The sequence below is a fragment of the Actinomadura sp. NPDC000929 genome, assembly GCF_040492065.1.
Classification (GTDB): domain Bacteria; phylum Actinomycetota; class Actinomycetes; order Streptosporangiales; family Streptosporangiaceae; genus Spirillospora; species Spirillospora verrucosospora.
In genome coordinates, this window is record NZ_JBEUPA010000047.1 from 32887 (window position 1) to 48897 (window position 16011).

Consider the following 16011-nt stretch of genomic DNA (forward strand, 5'->3'; position numbering starts at 1 on the left):
GCCGTCAGCCGGTCGCGCCGCGCTCGTCGGCCATGACGTAGGCGCCCGCCTCCAGGCGCTCGATCACGCCGAGCGTCCAGGCCCTGGCGGAGTCGGCGGAGTGGACCCACCAGCCGAGCAGCTCGCGCAGGTGGTCGGAGGGGTCCAGCTCGTCCAGGGGCGGGGCGACGGAGGCGCGCCAGGCGGCGAGGCCGTCGAGGCGCTCGCGCAGCAGGGCGAGCGCCTCGGCGCGCGGCAGCTCGGTGAGGAACCCGAGGCCCGCCGTCAGCATCTCCGGATGCCGGACGTCCACCGCGGAGAGGGCGGAGCGCAGCAGCCGGTGGAACTCCGCCCGGCCGGCCTCGGTGATCTCGTAGTCGGTGTGCGGCGGGCCCGCCTCGCTCTCCTCCACCTCGTGGGCGTGCAGCAGGCCCTCCTTGGCCAGCTGCCTGAGCGCGTGGTAGATCGAGCCCGGGTTGACGTGGGCCCACTCGTCCGAGCCCCAGGAGAGCAGCTCACGGCGGACCTCGTAGCCGTGCGCCCGCCCGAACCTGCGCACCCCGCCGAGCACCAGCAGCCGCGTCGTCGACATCCTCTCCCCCTGATCGCAAACCCGTTCAGGGTAGAGGCTCCGGCGGCCGCGCGCGCGGTCCTCACCGCTTCAGGGCGGCGAGATCCTCCGGGGCGAGCACCAGATCCGCGGCGGCGAGGTTCTCCTCCAGGTGGTCCGGGGAGCCGGTGCCGGGGATCGCGAGCATCACCGGCGACAGCGCCAGCAGCCCGGCGAGCAGCACCTGCGGGACGGTGGCGCCGTGGCGGGCGGCGACCGCGTTGACGCGCGCGTCGTCGGGGATGCCGAACCCGCCGAGGGGGAAGTAGGGGGCGTAGGCGATGTGGTCGCGCTCACATGCGGCGAGGAGCTCGGCGTCCCGCGGCCGCGTCACGTCGAACCGGTTCTGGACGGCCGCGACCGGCGCGATCCCGCGCGCCTCCTCCAGCTGGGCGAGGCTCACGTGGCTCAACCCGAGATGCCTGATCAGCCCCTCCTCGCGGAGTCCGGCGAGGACGGCGAAGCGCTCCCCGATCGGCTCGGTCCCCGGCTCCTCCAGCCCGCCGGGCCGCAGGTAGACCAGGTCGAGCCGGTCGAGCCCGAGTTCGGTGAGGTTGCGCTCCACCTCGGCGCGCAGCTCCGGTGCCGGGAGCTGCCCGGACGGGAAGGGGTCGCCCGGGCCCCGGTACGGGCCCACCTTCGTGGCGACGACCAGGCCGGGCGGGTAGGGGGCCAGCGCGGCGCGGATCATCTCGTTGGCCGCGGGGCCGCCCTCGTAGTAGTAGAACGCGGCCGTGTCGATGTGGTCCACGCCCAGCTCGACGGCCCGCTGGAGGATCTTGATTCCGGTGTCCCGGTCGCCCGCGGGCCCGCCGCGGGTGCTCGCGGGCAGCCGCATCGCGCCGAAGCCCATCCGGGAGATCCGCAGGTCGCCGCCGAGATCGAAGTGTCGTGTCATGCGGTCCACTGTGCTGCGCCCGCCGGGGCGCGGCGACCGGCTGGCAGCTTGCTGCCACGGCGGCGGCCCGCGGGCCGCGTGGCAGACTGGGGCCGTGAGCGCCGATCTGGACCGGAACGTCGTGCTGCGCGGCGAGGAGGAGCTGGTCGAGCGCGCCGGACGGCTGTTCTTCGCGTGCGAGGAGTTCTCGTGCGCCGCGACGGACCAGAACACGTGGGCGCTGCCCGGCCTGCGGGAGTGGATCGTCGCCGAGCGGCGCCGGATCCGGCCCGCCCCGGCCGTCCGCAAGCTGTACAACCCGGCGGCCCTGGCCGACGAGGAGTCCGAGCGGCGGCTCCTCGCGATCGCCGCCGCGGGCGGGCGGGTGCGGATCTGCCCGGCCCCGCTCCCCCACGAGACGATCATCGTGGACCGGAGGGTCGCCATCCTCGCCGGCCCGGTCGAGGGCGGCGTCCGCGAGTACACCGTCGTCCGGTCGCCGGGCGTGGTGAAGGGCGTGGTCTCGCTCTTCGAGGCGACGTGGGAGACGGCGGCCGACCTGGCCGACCACCGGCGCGGCCGGCCGCCCGCGCTGAGCGAGGAGAGCCTGCGCATCCTGAGGCTGCTCGGCGGCGGGCTGAAGGACGAGGCCGCCGCGCGCCGGCTCGGCATGTCGCTGCGCACCTACCGGCGCCGCGTCGCGGAGATCCTGACCCTGCTGGACGCCGACTCCCGCTTCCAGGCGGGCCTGCGCGCCCACGAGTTCGGCCTGGTCGGCTGAGAGCCCCCTCAGCCGCCGACGAGCGGGACGAGCCTGATGAAGACCAGGTCGGGGTCGCCGGTGAGGTCGATCTCCTCGTCGAGGTCCTCGACCTGCCGGTCGGCGGCGAGGACGAAGAACCCGTTGCCCAGGAAGGCGCGCTCGGCGATGTCGGCCTGCCGCTCCCAGTCCAGGCGGCGGGGCTCGCGCAGGCGGTAGCCGTTCAGCTCGGCCTCGGCGCCGTCCGGGCGGACCAGGCCGTGGAACCGGTCGGAGGGGCGGGCGTTGTGCCGGGCGACCTCCTCGCGGACCCGGAGCCTGATCAGCTCCCGGAGGGTCATCCGGTCGGGCAGCCCGCCCACCTGGAACGCGGCGACGGGCGCGCCGGCGGCCGTCTCGTCGCGGAAGTTCACGGCGGTCATCAGGCGCCTCGCTTGATCTGCGTCAGGATGGACTCGTCGTCGATCGCGGCGTCGGCGGCGAGCAGGAACGCCTTGCTGAGGATGAGGGAGAGCCGCTCGTCCTCGAACGGCAGGAAGACCTTGGCGCCCGCTGCACGGCGCTCCGGGACGACGCACAGGAACGCGTCGTCCGGCTCCATCACGATGTTGGCCGAGCCGAGGTGGATCCTGTAGGTGCGCAGGTCGCCGCGCACGACCAGGTGGCGGCCCTCGATCGAGCAGCGGTCGGCGATCTTCGTGCGCGGAAGGACGCGTTCCAGGGCGTCCCGGCGCGTCCGGGCCGACTCGCCGAGGTCGGCGTACCACGCGCGCACCCAGTACTCGTGGGCCTCGCCGTCCTCCCACATGGGGTCGGCGGCGATGGAGGTGACGCCGACGAACAGGTCCACGTCGCGCATCGCCTCGCTGAACACCAGCGGCGGGACGTCGGCGAGGGCCGCCTCACGCCAGCCGCCGTCGCCTCGGCGGTCGAACACCACCCAGTTCGTGCCGGCGATCTCGTGCTCGCCCTGCCAGTCGGCCAGGACGTGGGAGAACCTGACCCGCCACTCCCCCGCCGCGAGCGTCCGGGCCGCCTCGTCGGAGCCTCCGCCGTCCCAGGGGCCGAGCAGGGCGCTCGTCCAGCCGCGGGCCCGGAAGAGCGCGAACATCCGCCGGTAGTGGACGAGGTGCGCGGCGAACCGGTTGGAGTACGTCGCCGTTTCCACCTCCGCGGGGGTGAGCAGGTAGATCTCGCGGAACGCCTGCTTGAAGGGCTGCCGGATCCGCCGCTCGTCGAGCAGGTCGCGCCAGGCGCGCACCTCGTCCGGCCCCGACCTGATGGGGTGCCACAGCCGGACGGAGGCGTCGTCGGCGGCGTCCGGAAGTTCGCCGGTCTCGGGCAGGACGGTGCGCCACTCGCCGGGCGCGGTCTCGATCTCCCAGATGAGGGTGCGCACCGCCGGCCCCGCGATCGGATGGCGCAGCAGGGTGTCCCGCCACCGGCCGAACGGGTGGACGGCGTCGACGGAGAAGCCGCCCTCCAGCGCCCGCGCGAGCGTGACGAGCTGGGCGTTGACGCGTGCGACGAGGTCGCGGAGCTCCTTGACCTCGTCCTTGTGGTCGCGGCGGACGGGCGCGGGGACGCCCTTGAGCGCGGCGCCGCCCTTCTCGAAGGTCAGCGCGGCCTTGCCCGTGGTGATCGTGACGAGGGCGGTGTAGTCGCCCAATTCCCTGCGCAGGACCCCGCCGGGGCCGAAGCCGAGATCGGGGAGGCGCAGCGCGACCTCGGTCCGCTCGGCCAGGGCGGCCTCGACCTTCTTGAGCATCTTGTCGAGCTGCTTGGGCACCCCGGCGTGCCGGACGATCCCGCGGACGGTCCGGATCGCGGTGACCAGCTCGGGCGTGGGGAACTCCTGCGCGGCCCGGACGATCTCGTACAGCAGCGCCTGCGACGGCAGCGTCCTCGCCTGCGTCGGGGCCACCGAGACGCCGGGCAGGAGCCGGTCGAACAGGGCGGGCAGCCACGGCTCGTCGCGCAGCAGCGCGATGCGCGCGGCGAGCCCGACGGCGGCGACCTCGTCCCCGGTGAACGCCCTGTCCGCGCGGAACGGGACCTCCCCCTCCTGGACGGCGCGGGCGCGCTCGGCGGCGGTCTCCAGGGCGCGGCGGGCGAACTCGGCGCAGGCCGGGACGGCGGCGACGCGCTCCCACACCTCGGGCGGGACGGGCGGGGAGTTGAACGACCGGTTCTCGGCCACCTGGGCGAGCAGCACCCGTTCCACCGGAGCGAGGCGCACGACGGTGTCCAGTTCGTCGTGCGCGATCGGTCCCTTCCACTTCTGGCGCAGGCGCCCGGCGACCGCCTGCAGGACGCCGTCGCCCGCGAGCCCGCCGACCGCGAGCAGCGCGAACGGCTGGTCGAGGCGCTCGCGGGCGAGGAGATACTCGACCAGCTTCCGGGCGGGGCCGGCGAGGTCGGGCCACGGCCCCGTGCAGCGGACCAGCGTGCCCGCGCCGAGCACGAGGTCGGCCCACTTGCGGTGGGCCAGCCCGCCGACGAGCGTCTGGAACATGCGCTCGCACGCCTCCGGCGTGTAGCGCGGCTGCCGCTGCTTGGCCTCGTCCTCGATCCTGAGCCGGACGGACATCGACACGAACGGCGCCTCCCGGCCGACCGCGTAGGCGGCGGGCACGAGGTCTCCGAGATCGCGGTCGGACAGCGCCGACAGGTCGGGATACCAGGTGCGGAACTCCTCGTCCTCCGCCGCCGGGTCGGTCATGGCGCGCAGCAGCCGCGCGGTCAGTTCCATCGGGCGTCCCTCCTGATCTGCCGCAGGACGGCCTCGTCGGTGATCCGGTGGTCGGCGGCCAGCAGGAACGCCGTGCCGAGGACGCGTGCCAGCACCTCGTCCTCGAACGGCAGGAACAGGCCCTTCTGCCCCGTCCGGCGGGACGGCCCGATCCGCAGCCGGTCGCCGCCCGGTTCCATCAGCACGCCGCCGGAGCCGAGGTCGACGCGGTAGGTGCGCAGCCCGCCGCGGACGACGAGGAACCGCCCGTCGACCGCGCAGCGGCCCGCGATCCTCGTGCCGGGCAGGATCCGGCGCAGCACGTCCGCCCGGATCTCGGCGGTCGCCGACGGCGCGCCGAACGGGTCCTCCTCCGCGGCCGGGGCGAGGCGCAGGAACAGGTCGGCCTCCCGCATCCCCTCGCTGAACACCGGCGGCGGCACGGCCCGCGGCGGCTCCTCCCGCCAGGACCCGGCGGCCCGCCGCTCGAACGTCACCCGCGCCCGGCCCTCGCGGCAGCCGACCCGCCACGCGCCCCCGGCGAGCACGCGCCGTTCCTCGCCGTCGAAGCGGCCGCGGCGCAGATCGGTCTCGGCCCCGGGCGGGCCGGGCCGGTAGGTCTCCCGGAACGCCTGCCGGAACGACTGCGCCATCCGGTTGCCGGTCACGAAGCTCCGCCAGGCCCGGACGGCGCCCGGGAGCGCCCGCACCGGATGCCACAGCCGTACCCGCGCGCCGCCCGGCGGCGCGGGCAGGGCGCGGCCGTCCACCGTGACCAGCACGTCCTCGCCGGGCGTGGCGGCCTGCCAGTGCCCGTCCGGCTCCTCGAACTCCCAGATCAGACCGTGCGCGACCCGTCCGGTGACCGGATGGTCGCGGTAGTGCCGGCACCACTGCCCGTAGGGCCAGGTCCGCTCGGCCGCCATCAGCGCCTCGACCCGCGCCCGCTCGGCGGCCAGCGTCGCGCGGACCCGCCTCGCCAGCGCCTTCGTCTCCTTGACCTGCGCGGCGAAGCCCGTCCTGAGCGCGCCCGGGACGGTCGGCAGCGGGCGGCCCTCCGCGCCGATGAAGGTGAGCCGGACGGTCATCGGGTCGGCGATGGCGAGGACCGCCTGGTAGCCGCCGATGTCGCGGGCCAGCGAGCCGTCGCGGCCGAGCCCGTGCGCGGGCACCCCGGGGTCGCCGCCCCCGGCGGGCCCGCCGGGGACGGGCGGGCGGTCCAGAAGGTCGAGCGCGGCCGGCGGCCGGTGGTCGTCGGACATGAGGTGATCTTTCCAGATGGAAGCGCCGGTTCCGGGACGTTTCAGGTGATCACACGCCGAGCTGCCGCCGGATCGAGGGGTCGGTGATCTTGTGGTCGGCGGCCAGCAGGAACGCCTTGCTGAGGATGAGCGAGAGCCGCTCGTCCTCGAACGGCAGGTACAGCGTGCCGGGGAGCCGGCGGCCCTGGACGACGCACAGGTAGGCGCCGTCCGGTTCCATCAGGACGTTCGCCGACCCGAGATGGATCCGGTAGGTGCGCAGCTCGCCGCGCACGACGAGGTGCCGGCCGTCCAGGGCGCAGCGGCCGGCGATCCTCGTGCGCGGCAGGATGCGCTCCAGCGCCGCCCGGCGGACCTCGGCGCTCGCGGTCAGCGCGCCGAAGCCCGCCTCGCGCCGGTAGGCGGCGTGGCGGTCCTCGCCCCGGTCGGCCCAGTCCGGGTCGGCGGCGATGGAGGTGACGCCGACGAACAGGTCCACGTCCCGCATCGCCTCGCTGAACACCGGCGGCGGGACGTCGGCGAGCGGCGCCTCCCGCCAGCGCCGGCCGTGCCTGCGCTCGAAGCGGACCTGGTCGGTCGCGGCGTGCTCGACCGTCCAGTCGCCGTCGTGGTCGACCGGCTCGTGGTAGAAGCACGCCCGCCATTCGCCGCCGCCGAACTCGCCGCGCGCCTCGCCGTGGAGGCCGCCTTCGTGCCGGCCGAGGAAGTTCGACTGCCAGCCCCGCTCCTTGAACAGCGCGTACAGCCGCCGGTAGTGGACGATGTGCGCCGCGTACCGGTTGGAGTAGGTCGCGGTGCCCTCCTCCGCGGGGGTGAGGAGGTAGATCTCGCGGAACGCCTGCTTGAACGGCTGCCGGACCTGCTCGTCGACGACGCGCTCCCGCCAGGCCCGCACCTCGCCGACGGCCGCCCGGAGCGGATGCCAGAGCCTGACCCGCGCGGCGTCGCCGCCGGGAGCGCCGAGGGACGCGCGCCAGCGGCCGTCCTCGCCCTGGAACTCCCAGACGAGGCCGCGGGCGACCGCCCCGGTGATCGGGTGGTCGCGGTAGAACTCGCACCATTCGGCGTAGGGCCAGGAGCGGTCCTCGGACAGCAGGCCCTCAATGCGCGCCCGCTCGCCCGACAGCGTCGCCCGCACCTCCTTGGCGAGCGCCTTCAGGCGCCTCAGCTCGTCGGGGAAGCGGTCCTTGACCGCGGCCGGGGCCGTCCGGGAGACGCGGCCGTCGGGGCCGGTGAAGGTGACGCGGACGGTCGCCGCGCCTTCGACCGCGACGCGCGCGGTGTGGTCGCCGAGGACCCGCTCCGCCGAGCCGTCCGGGCCGAGTCCGTGGGCGGGGACGCTGCGCTCCACGAGTTGCGCCCGCGTGATGCCCTGCCGCTCGGCCGCCGCCTGGAGCGCCGTGTCGAGCTGCTTGCGCAGCGCGCGGTTGGTGACCGGCGCGCGGAGCCGCCAGAGCGCCTCCAGCGCGCGCGGATCGTCGACCGCGCCCAGCGCGTTGATCGCCGCGCCCGCGACCTTGGGGCCCTCGTAGAGGTCGCGGCCGGCCGTGCCCATGCGCAGGGCGACCGCGCGGAGCCGGGGCACCGCGTCCGGGCCGCCGGTGAGGGCCGCCGCCCAGACGAGGCCGCGCGCGACGTCTCCGTGGTGCGGGTCGACCAGATGGTGGTACCCGCAGGACGTCGCGGTGTGCGGGCCGTCCTCGCGGGGGCAGTGCGGCTCGTCCTCCGCGAGCGCGCGGAGGCACTCGGCGACGTCCTCGCGCGCGGCCGCCTCGTCGGCGAGGGTGACGCACGCGCGGTGCCACGCGCGCGAGGGGCGCGGCGCCGACAGGCTCGCCAGGTGCCGGACGAACCGGGTCAGCTCGGCCGACGGCGCGACCCGCACTCGCTCGCGGAGCGGCGCGGCCCAGACGTCGTGGACGGGGAGCACCCCCTCGGGCAGGTACGCCTCGTCCACGCTCGCCAGCAGCGCCCGCAGGCGGCGGTCGACCCGCTGGCGGTACCCGATCGGGACCTCGGCCCGCGCGAAGACGCCGTTGAGCCGCTTCAGCGGCGGCGCCATCTCGCGCAGGGTTCCGGCGTCGAGGCGCTCGGCGCCGGACAGGGCCTCTTCGACGAGCACGGCCAGCCGGTAGCCCTCCTCTCCGGACTCGCAGGCGCGCGCCATCAGCGCCTGGACCGTTCCGGGACCGTCGTCGGCGCGCGCTTCGGCGGCGAGGGCATGGTCGGGCATGCCGGGATGCTGGCAGAACCGACCGACAAAACGCGCCGCGGCGACACCTTCTCAGTGACTTCACGGTCACCTACGCTCGTGGGGGACCCAGACAGAATGAGATTCGGAACTGCCATGACGCACAGCGTGGTGATCATCGGGAGCGGGTTCGGCGGGATCGGGATGGCGATCCGGCTGCGGCAGGCCGGCGTCCGCGACGTGGTGATCCTGGAGAAGGCCGCCGACCTCGGCGGGACCTGGCGCGACAACACCTACCCGGGCGCGGCCTGCGACGTCCCGTCCCACCTGTACTCGTTCTCGTTCGAGCGCAGGACCGACTGGTCGCGCCGCTTCCCGCCGCAGGCGGAGATCCTGGACTACCTGCGGCACTGCGCCCGCGAGCACGGCCTCCTCGACCGGATCCGGTTCGGCGCCGAGGTGACCGAGGCGCGGTTCGACGAGGACGCGGCGCTCTGGCGGATCTCCACCACGACCGGGGACCTCGCCGCGCGGGTGCTGGTCTCGGCGTGCGGGCAGCTCAACCGGCCCGAGCTGCCGCCGATCGAGGGCCGCGAGTCGTTCACCGGACCGGCCTTCCACTCCTCCCGCTGGGACCACGGCGCCGACCTGCGGGGCAGGCGCGTCGCGGTGATCGGGACGGGTGCGAGCGCGATCCAGATCGTCCCGGAGATCGCCCGGGAGGCGGCGGAGCTGCTGCTGTTCCAGCGGTCCGCGCCGTACGTGATCGACAAACCGGACCGGCCGTACCGGGCCTGGGAGCGGGCCGCGCTGCGGGCCGTGCCGGGGCTGTACGCGCTGAGCCGCGCCCGGATCTACGCGCTGTTCGAGGCCCGCGCGCTCGGCTTCATCCGGTACCCGCGGCTGATGGGGCTCATGGAGCGCGGCTTCCGCCGCCGCCTGGCCGAGCAGGTCGCCGACCCCGCGCTGCGCGCCGAACTCGTCCCCGGCTACCGGATGGGGTGCAAGCGGATCCTGCTGTCCGACGACTACTATCCGGCGCTGAGCAGGCCGAACGTCCACCTGATCACCGACCCGATCGAGCGCGTCACCCCGACGGGGATCCGGACCGCGCGCGGCGCGCACGAGGCCGACGTCATCGTGTACGCGACCGGGTTCCGCTCCACCGAGTTCCTGTCCCCCATGAAGATCGTCGGACGGGGCGGCCGGGAGCTGAACGAGGCGTGGCGGGACGGCGCGCAGGCCCACCTCGGCATCACCGTCAGCGGCTTCCCCAACCTGTTCCTGCTGTACGGGCCCTACACCAACCTCGGGCACAACTCGATCATCTACATGCTGGAGTCGCAGTTCCGGTACGTCCTCGGATGCGTGGAGGCGCTGCGCGGCGCGGGCCTGGCCTGGATCGACGTGAGGCCCGACGTGCAGGACGCGTTCACCCGGGAGATGCGGGAGCGGATGCGCTCGACCGTCTGGGAGGCGGGCTGCCGGAGCTGGTACATGACGGAGGGCGGGAAGGTCGTCAACAACTGGCCGGGCTACACCTTCGCCTACCGCCGCGCGACCCGCCGCCCCGACCCGCGGCACTTCCGCGCGCGGCGTGCCGCCGCCCGGTAGGGAACGCGCCCTAGGCTCGGGGCCATGCCGACCGCCTTCATCACCGGCGCGACCGCGGGGATCGGTGCCGCCTTCGCCCGCCGCCTCGCCTCCGACGGGTTCGACCTGGTCCTGCTGGCCCGCGACGCCGAACGGCTGGAGCGGACCGCCGCCGAGCTGCGCGCGGCCTACGGCGTGCGCGCCGAGGCGCTGCCCGCCGACCTGTCCACCGAGGAGGGCCTGGCCGCGGCCGAGGAGCGCGTCGGCAAGGACGTCGACCTGCTGGTCAACAACGCCGGATTCGGCAACAGGGGCGTGTTCCTGGACGTCCCGGTGTCCGACGAGCTGACCATGCTGCGCGTGCACTGCGAGGCCGTCCTGCGCCTCACGCACGCCGCCCTCCCGGGGATGCTGGCGCGCGGCCGGGGCGGCGTCGTCAACGTCTCGTCGGTCGCGGCGTTCGCCACGCGCGGCACCTACGGGGCGTCCAAGGCGTGGGTCGTGAACTTCAGCCAGGGCGTCGCCGCCGACATCCGGAGACGGTCGCGGGGCCGCGTCCGGGTGATGGCGCTGTGCCCCGGTTTCGTGCACACCGAGTTCCACGACCGCGCCCAGATGGACATGTCAGACGTCCCCGACTTCATGTGGCTGGACAAGGACGACGTCGTGGCCGCCGCCCTGCGCGACCTGCGCCGCGGCGTGCAGGTCAGCGTCCCGGGAGCGCAGTACAAGGCCGTCGTCGGGATCACACGGCTGCTGCCCCGGGGCCTCGTCTCCCGCCTGTCGTCCACCCGCGGCCGTCACTACGATTGATCATGTAGTCAGGGGTCACGGCCTTGTCACGGGCGGTGCGAGAGGGCATCGTGGCAGGGCGAGTCGCTTCGAGGCGCGCCGGACGACTCTTCCCGCCCCCGTCCGCCGAAGGGTCTTTCCCGATGGGTCACGACCTGGGCTACGCCGCCCTCGCCCTGCTCGCCACCACCGTCTACTACATCGCCTTCCTCGTCTTCCGCGTCTCCGCGCGCCGGATGGAGCCGCTGCGGGGCAGCCGCCCGTTCCGCGTCGCCCGGCTCATGCTGACCGACCCCGTCTGGCTGGGCGGCGGCCTGCTGCTGTTCCTCGGCCTCGGCTACGAGGTCGTCGCGTTCTCCGCGGTGCCGCTCGCCGTCGCGCAGCCCGTCTTCGCCCTCGGCCTGGTGCTCCTCGTCGCCTTCGCGGCCGGGGTCCTCGGCGAGCGGCTGAGCCTGCGCGAATGGGCGAGCGTCGCGCTGTTCGTCCTCGCCACCGGGCTGATCGGCCTGTCGGCCACGACCGAGGGCGAACCGCGCGCCGACGCCACCCTCGCCGGGACCCTCGCCCGGCCCTGGACGATGCTCGCCGTCTGCGCCCCCGCGGTGATCGTCGCGGCCATGGTCTGGCTCGTCGGCGACCGCCGCGCGGGCGGCCGGCACGCCCGCAGGCTCGCCGGGGTCGCCTACGGGATCGGCGCCGGGGCCTGCGCCGGGCTGGCCGAGGCCGGCATCCGCGGCATCTCGCTCGTCTACCAGGACACCGGCAGCGCGCGGGCGGTCCTGGAGTCCCCCTACCCGTACCTGACGATCGGCCTCGCCGCGATCGCGCTCGGGCAACTCCAGGTCGCGCTGCAGCGCTGCCGGATCGCCATCGTCGCGGTCGTGCTCACCGTCATCGGCCGGACCTACCTCGTCCTCAGCAGCACCGTCCTGTTCGACGAGCAGTGGCCGCGCGACACCGCGCCGTTCGCGCTCCGGGCGGGCGGCTTCGCGCTCGCGCTGGCCGCGCTGGCGCTGTTCCCCCGCTACGAGGACCCGGCCGCGCAGACGCAACGGGCAGCCGCCGGCAAACGCGTGCGCGCCGCCCCCTGATCGCCTACAGTGCGGCCATGGCCCTGCCCTCCCGCCGGTCCCTCGGTCTCGCCCTGCTCGGAGCCTGCCTCGGGCTCGCGCCGCTCGCCGCCACCGCCGCCCCCGCCGACGCCGTCGTGGGCGGCGCCCCGGCGCCCGCCGCCCGGTACCCGTGGATGGCCGCCGTCGGCTCCCCGATCTTCTTCGTCCGCCCGGCCGGGCAGTTCTGCGGCGGCGTCCTGGTGAAGCCCGACCGGCTGCTCACCGCCGGCCACTGCGTGTCGATGTTCCGCCGGGTCCCCGGCGTCCTCACCGCCACCTTCGGCCGGGACGACCTGGCCGGCCGAGGCGGGGAGACGGTCGCGGTGAAGTCCGTGCGCATGCACCCGAAGTACCGCGAGACGACCTTCAAGGACGAGTCCGTCAGCCACCACGACCTCGCCGTCCTGACGCTCGCGCGCCGCGTGAACCGCCCGGCCGCGCCCCTCGGCGCCCCCGGCTCCGCCCGCACCGCAGAGATCGCCGGGTGGGGCTTCACCTCCGAGAACGACCTGTTCAACACCCGCCTCCGGGCCGCCGCCGTCCCGCTCCCCGGCGACGCGGCGTGCCGGCGCGCCTACGGCGACTCCTTCGACCCGTCCGACATGCTGTGCGCCGGATCCGCGAAGGCCGACTCGTGCCAGTTCGACAGCGGCGGCCCGCTGATCGCCGGCGGGCGCGTCGCCGCGCTCGTCTCCTGGGGCTACGGCTGCGGCAAGCCCGGCTACCCCGGCGTCTACGCCAGGCTCACCTCCCTGCCCTGACCCCGCGCAGCCCCGCCCCGGGCGCAGCGCGGAACGTTCCTACCCGCGCGGACGGATAAACTCGCCCGCGTGTCCGAGCCCAAGTTCGAAGTCCAGATGCTGCACGACCGCGTCATGATCAAGTCCGAGAAGGACAGCGGCGAACGCCGCAGCACCGGCGGCATCGTCATTCCCGCGACGGTCGAGCAGCAGAACCGCCTGGTATGGGGAGAGGTCTGCGGGGTCGGCCACCACGTGCGGATCGTCAAGCCCGGCGACCGCGTCCTCTTCCACCCCGCCGACCAGTACGAGGTCGAGATCCAGGGCGAGAACTACCTGATCATGCGCGAGCGCGACCTGCACGCCATCGCCAGCGAACGCCCAGAACACGGCACTGGGCTCTATCTATAGCCTTTTTCTCCTCCTTCGGGCCTGGCGGCCCTCCATCGTCGGCTGTGTTTATTGCGGTGCTCTCCTCCTTCGGGCCCGGAGGGCCCTCCATCGTCGAGCACCGCGGCGATCGCTGGCATCGCTCCGGCTCGCCTGGCGGCTCGCTGCGCGATCAGATTCTTGCTTCGCTCGAATCTGCCTTCGGACGCGATCGCGGGCCCCGGGTTGTCGCGGGGTGCTGTGGTGGCTTAGGTCGTCGCAGTAGTGGGTGCTGGTCTGCGGTATGGCTGCCGGACTTCATCCGGTGATGGGCCGCAAGTGCCCGCTGGGCGGGCGTGACAGGCCCTATCGCGCTGCCGCCGTCGTCCAGTCTGCTGAGAACGACCGGCGGTCGCTTTGCCCCGGCTCGAAATCTGTGGGAGACCTGCCAGGCGGCCGCGAGTGCTCCGGGGATCTCGCCGCATGGCGTTCGGCGCCGGATGCGGAGCGACTCGGAGCCCGCAGCCGCCTGGAAATGGGCCTCTGCCCGGCGGAGTGACGGGTCAGTGCGCGGCCTCGAACTTCTGGAGCACATCGGCGGGAATGCGCCCGCGGTCGTTGACCGGGATTCCCGCCGACCTCGCCCACCGGCGGATCTCGGCGCTGCGCTCGCGGCTGCCCGCCGTGCGCGTGGCGCTCCTCGCCGCGGTGCGGCGCGCCTTGCGGGCGTGCTCCCGGTAAGGCTCGATGACCTTGCGCAGTTTGGCGGCGTTCTTCTTGTTCAGGTCGATCTCATAGGACCGGCCGTCCAGCGAGAACGACACGGTTTCCACCGCCTCCCCGCCGCTGATGTCGTCGACCAGGCGAACCTTGACCTGCTGCGCCATGAATTGCCTTCCCCCTCGTTCACTGACGAATGACGGTCCCGTCTTCATACTAGGCCGCCGGGGAACAGGCCAGGTCATCGCAACCGCGCCGCCACTGCCTCGTCCGGGCGAGGCACCGCCCCCATGTTCCGGTATAAAGGCAGCAGACCGGCGCGGACACGATGCTTCTGCAATTCGGACCCTGTCTTGGCAATTTCTTGTGCCCAGGGTGTCGATTGCAGTGCACTTCTCGGTCGGGCTCTCAGGGGGTGACCGGGAAGTTGCCGCGGAAGGTGTCGCGCGGGTCGTGGTGGGCCTTGACGCGGCGGAGGCGGTCCAGCGCCTCGGGGGCGAAGGCGTTCGCGGCGGTCTCCTCGGGGTTGAGGAACGTGAAGGGCTTGCGTCCGCTGGCGGGCAGGAGGCCGGCGAGCGCCTCCTGCTTCGCGGCGACCGCGTCGGCGGTCGCCGGATCGGCCGGGATGCCGAACATGTACAGCGCGTAGGGCTCGGTGAGCGGCCCGTGCGGGCTGTCGGAGGGACGGGCGAACGCGCCTTCCAGATGCCGGATCTGCACGCTCAGCAGCGGCGCGATGGGATCGGCCAGCAGCGCCTTGACCGCGCGGTCGTCCAGCTCCGTGAGCAGTTCGGCCCGTGAGCGGCCGGCGCCGGGGTCGGTGGGCTCGGCCGTGATGGCGCCCAGCTCGGAGACCGGCATGGTCGCCCTGCCGTCGGACAGGGGGCGTGCGAGCCGGTCCAGGGGGCGCAGCAGGTCGCGCGCCTCGTCCGCGGGGCCGAGGTGGGTGACGTCCACCGCGACCATCGGGTCGGCGCCGGGGAAGTGCAGCAGGTCCAGCCAGACGGTCAGCTCGTCCGGGGCGGCGGCGGTGATCTGCCGGTAGGCGTCCATCACCTCGGGCGCGTGCACGGCCGGCCACAGCATCCGGCCGCCGTACAGGTGCGGCGCCGGGTGCAGCGCCAGGTCGAGGGACGTCACGACGGCGAGGCCGCCGCCCCCGCCGCGCAGCGCCCAGAACAGGTCGGCGTCGGTGTCCGCGGTGACGCGCCGGCGGCGGCCGTCGCCGTCCACGACCTCGAAGGCGGTGACGCTGTCGGCGACCCACCCGTGGGCGCGCCCGAACCAGCTCAGCCCGCCGCCGAGGGCGACCCCGGCGACGCTGACCACGGGAGAGCTCCCCGGCAGCCCGGTCAGGCCGTGCGGCGCGGCCGCCGCCTGGAGCCGCCCCGAGGCGACGCCCGCGCCCACCCGGGCCCGGCGTGCCGCGGGGTCGATCTCCAGGCCGTCCAGCCGCCGGGTGCGCAGGAGGATCGCTCCCTCGGTGCGGCCGGTGGCGCCGTGGCCGTTGGGCTGCGTGGCGATCGCCGTCCCGGCGGAACGGGCGTACCGGACGAGCGCGGCGACGTCGTCGGCGTCGGCGGCCTCGACCACGGCCTCCACCGGCTGCTCCACGGCGAGGTTCCAGGGACGCCGCGCGGCGTCGAATCCGGCGTCGCCGGGCAGCAGGACCCGACCGCGGACAGCGGCGCGCAAGTCGTTCATCATTTCCTCCGAATCAGCAGGTCATCAAGCCCTACACCGAAATCTAGGAGGAGAAGAGACCGGAGATAGGGTGCAATCCCATGGCAGAAAACTGGGTCAATCTGGCGGAGCGGATCGGGGCCGACCTCCACCTCGACCTGCCCGGCGGCGGGCGGCGGGCGGCGCTGACCCGCGCGCTGCGCGCGGCGGTCCGCTCCGGGCGGCTGGCCCCCGGCACCCGGCTGCCGCCCTACCGTTCGCTGGCCGCCGACCTGGGCATGGCCCGCAACACCGTCGCCGACGCCTACGCCGAACTCGTCGCCGAGGGATGGCTGACCGCCCGCCAGGGCTCCGGGACGAAGGTGGCGCTCGGCGCGCAGCCCCAGGCCCGGCCCGCCGCCCGTCCCCTCGGGCCCCGTCCGTCCGAACCGGCGCACGACCTGCGGCAGGGCCAGCCGGACGCGTCGTCGTTCCCGCGCGCCGCCTGGCTGGCGTCGGCACCTGTCGAAGCGGTCGTCCGCGGTCATCTCACTCCTCCCCGAGGACGTCGATCGCCCGCTCGGGGCAGTTCGCGACCGCCAGGCGGGCCTCG

At 74.4% G+C, this 16011-nt stretch carries 15 protein-coding genes; 7 read left to right on the plus strand and 8 right to left on the minus strand.

The window, feature by feature from the left end; translation table 11 throughout:
- Positions 1-4: 4 nt before the first annotated feature.
- Together ABWI04_RS18760 and ABWI04_RS18765 are read right to left on the minus strand one after the other, a co-directional pair.
- The gene (locus tag ABWI04_RS18760) at positions 5-571 is read right to left on the minus strand and encodes a PadR family transcriptional regulator (protein WP_345182271.1); all 567 of its coding nucleotides are present in this window, start codon (positions 569-571) and stop codon (positions 5-7) included.
- Between the two features lie 61 nt (positions 572-632).
- Positions 633-1487, minus strand: a complete 855-nt coding sequence (locus tag ABWI04_RS18765; protein WP_353833219.1) for an aldo/keto reductase — start codon at positions 1485-1487, stop codon at positions 633-635.
- A 94-nt stretch (positions 1488-1581) separates the two neighbouring features.
- Between ABWI04_RS18765 and ABWI04_RS18770 the strand changes: the two genes are divergently transcribed.
- The gene (locus tag ABWI04_RS18770; RefSeq protein ID WP_345182267.1) at positions 1582-2247 is read left to right on the plus strand and encodes a DNA-binding response regulator; all 666 of its coding nucleotides are present in this window, start codon (positions 1582-1584) and stop codon (positions 2245-2247) included.
- 8 nt (positions 2248-2255) lie between these two features.
- On the opposite strand, the gene ABWI04_RS18775 is transcribed toward ABWI04_RS18770, so the two are convergent.
- From ABWI04_RS18775 to ABWI04_RS18790, 4 genes are read right to left on the minus strand one after another with little or no spacing between them, the layout of a single operon-like run.
- Positions 2256-2648 carry a hypothetical protein gene (locus ABWI04_RS18775; protein ID WP_345182264.1) on the minus strand — a complete coding sequence of 131 codons (393 nt, stop codon included), beginning with the start codon at positions 2646-2648 and terminating at the stop codon, positions 2256-2258.
- On the minus strand, positions 2648-4978 hold the full coding sequence (locus ABWI04_RS18780) for a DUF4132 domain-containing protein (RefSeq protein ID WP_353833220.1): 2331 nt from the start codon (positions 4976-4978) through the stop codon (positions 2648-2650). The genes ABWI04_RS18775 and ABWI04_RS18780 overlap by 1 nt, the downstream gene beginning before the upstream one ends.
- Positions 4969-6219, minus strand: a complete 1251-nt coding sequence (locus ABWI04_RS18785) for a DUF4132 domain-containing protein (protein WP_353833221.1) — start codon at positions 6217-6219, stop codon at positions 4969-4971. The genes ABWI04_RS18780 and ABWI04_RS18785 overlap by 10 nt, the downstream gene beginning before the upstream one ends.
- 49 nt (positions 6220-6268) lie before the next feature.
- Positions 6269-8452, minus strand: coding sequence for a DUF4132 domain-containing protein (locus ABWI04_RS18790; protein WP_353833222.1), 2184 nt, complete (start codon positions 8450-8452; stop codon positions 6269-6271).
- Between the two features lie 114 nt (positions 8453-8566).
- Between ABWI04_RS18790 and ABWI04_RS18795 the strand changes: the two genes are divergently transcribed.
- The 5 genes from ABWI04_RS18795 to ABWI04_RS18815 all read left to right on the plus strand — a co-directional run bounded on the left by ABWI04_RS18795 (position 8567) and on the right by ABWI04_RS18815 (position 13058).
- Positions 8567-10024 (plus strand): flavin-containing monooxygenase, encoded by a 1458-nt coding sequence (locus ABWI04_RS18795; RefSeq protein WP_353833223.1) that lies wholly within the window; start codon positions 8567-8569, stop codon positions 10022-10024.
- A 24-nt stretch (positions 10025-10048) separates the two neighbouring features.
- Positions 10049-10816 carry an SDR family NAD(P)-dependent oxidoreductase gene (locus ABWI04_RS18800; RefSeq protein ID WP_345182253.1) on the plus strand — a complete coding sequence of 256 codons (768 nt, stop codon included), beginning with the start codon at positions 10049-10051 and terminating at the stop codon, positions 10814-10816.
- Positions 10817-10938: 122 nt separating this feature from the next.
- On the plus strand, positions 10939-11886 hold the full coding sequence (locus ABWI04_RS18805; RefSeq protein ID WP_353833224.1) for a DMT family transporter: 948 nt from the start codon (positions 10939-10941) through the stop codon (positions 11884-11886).
- Between the two features lie 17 nt (positions 11887-11903).
- A complete protein-coding gene (locus ABWI04_RS18810; RefSeq protein ID WP_353833225.1) occupies positions 11904-12668 on the plus strand; it encodes a serine protease in 765 nt (254 codons plus the stop codon).
- A 69-nt stretch (positions 12669-12737) separates the two neighbouring features.
- Positions 12738-13058: a GroES family chaperonin gene (locus tag ABWI04_RS18815; protein WP_345182246.1), complete on the plus strand. Its 321-nt coding sequence runs from the start codon at positions 12738-12740 to the stop codon at positions 13056-13058.
- A gap of 521 nt (positions 13059-13579) precedes the next feature.
- Here the strand turns inward: ABWI04_RS18815 and ABWI04_RS18820 are convergent.
- Positions 13580-13903, minus strand: coding sequence for a histone-like nucleoid-structuring protein Lsr2 (locus ABWI04_RS18820; protein WP_345182244.1), 324 nt, complete (start codon positions 13901-13903; stop codon positions 13580-13582).
- Positions 13904-14144: 241 nt separating this feature from the next.
- Positions 14145-15440: an FAD-binding oxidoreductase gene (locus ABWI04_RS18825; protein ID WP_353833226.1), complete on the minus strand. Its 1296-nt coding sequence runs from the start codon at positions 15438-15440 to the stop codon at positions 14145-14147.
- An 80-nt stretch (positions 15441-15520) separates the two neighbouring features.
- Between ABWI04_RS18825 and ABWI04_RS18830 the strand changes: the two genes are divergently transcribed.
- Positions 15521-16011 (plus strand): GntR family transcriptional regulator (locus ABWI04_RS18830; protein ID WP_353833227.1); only part of this gene is annotated, 491 nt, incomplete at its 3' end.

Coding starts and splice junctions, on each gene's coding strand:
- ABWI04_RS18760 (WP_345182271.1), bottom strand. CDS start 571: ATGTCGACGACGCGGCTGCTGGTGCTCGGCGGGGTGCGCAGGTTCGGG.
- ABWI04_RS18765 (WP_353833219.1), bottom strand. CDS start 1,487: ATGACACGACACTTCGATCTCGGCGGCGACCTGCGGATCTCCCGGATG.
- ABWI04_RS18775 (WP_345182264.1), bottom strand. CDS start 2,648: ATGACCGCCGTGAACTTCCGCGACGAGACGGCCGCCGGCGCGCCCGTC.
- ABWI04_RS18780 (WP_353833220.1), bottom strand. CDS start 4,978: ATGGAACTGACCGCGCGGCTGCTGCGCGCCATGACCGACCCGGCGGCG.
- ABWI04_RS18785 (WP_353833221.1), bottom strand. CDS start 6,219: ATGTCCGACGACCACCGGCCGCCGGCCGCGCTCGACCTTCTGGACCGC.
- ABWI04_RS18790 (WP_353833222.1), bottom strand. CDS start 8,452: ATGCCCGACCATGCCCTCGCCGCCGAAGCGCGCGCCGACGACGGTCCC.
- ABWI04_RS18795 (WP_353833223.1), top strand. CDS start 8,567: ATGACGCACAGCGTGGTGATCATCGGGAGCGGGTTCGGCGGGATCGGG.
- ABWI04_RS18800 (WP_345182253.1), top strand. CDS start 10,049: ATGCCGACCGCCTTCATCACCGGCGCGACCGCGGGGATCGGTGCCGCC.
- ABWI04_RS18805 (WP_353833224.1), top strand. CDS start 10,939: ATGGGTCACGACCTGGGCTACGCCGCCCTCGCCCTGCTCGCCACCACC.
- ABWI04_RS18810 (WP_353833225.1), top strand. CDS start 11,904: ATGGCCCTGCCCTCCCGCCGGTCCCTCGGTCTCGCCCTGCTCGGAGCC.
- ABWI04_RS18820 (WP_345182244.1), bottom strand. CDS start 13,903: ATGGCGCAGCAGGTCAAGGTTCGCCTGGTCGACGACATCAGCGGCGGG.
- ABWI04_RS18825 (WP_353833226.1), bottom strand. CDS start 15,440: ATGAACGACTTGCGCGCCGCTGTCCGCGGTCGGGTCCTGCTGCCCGGC.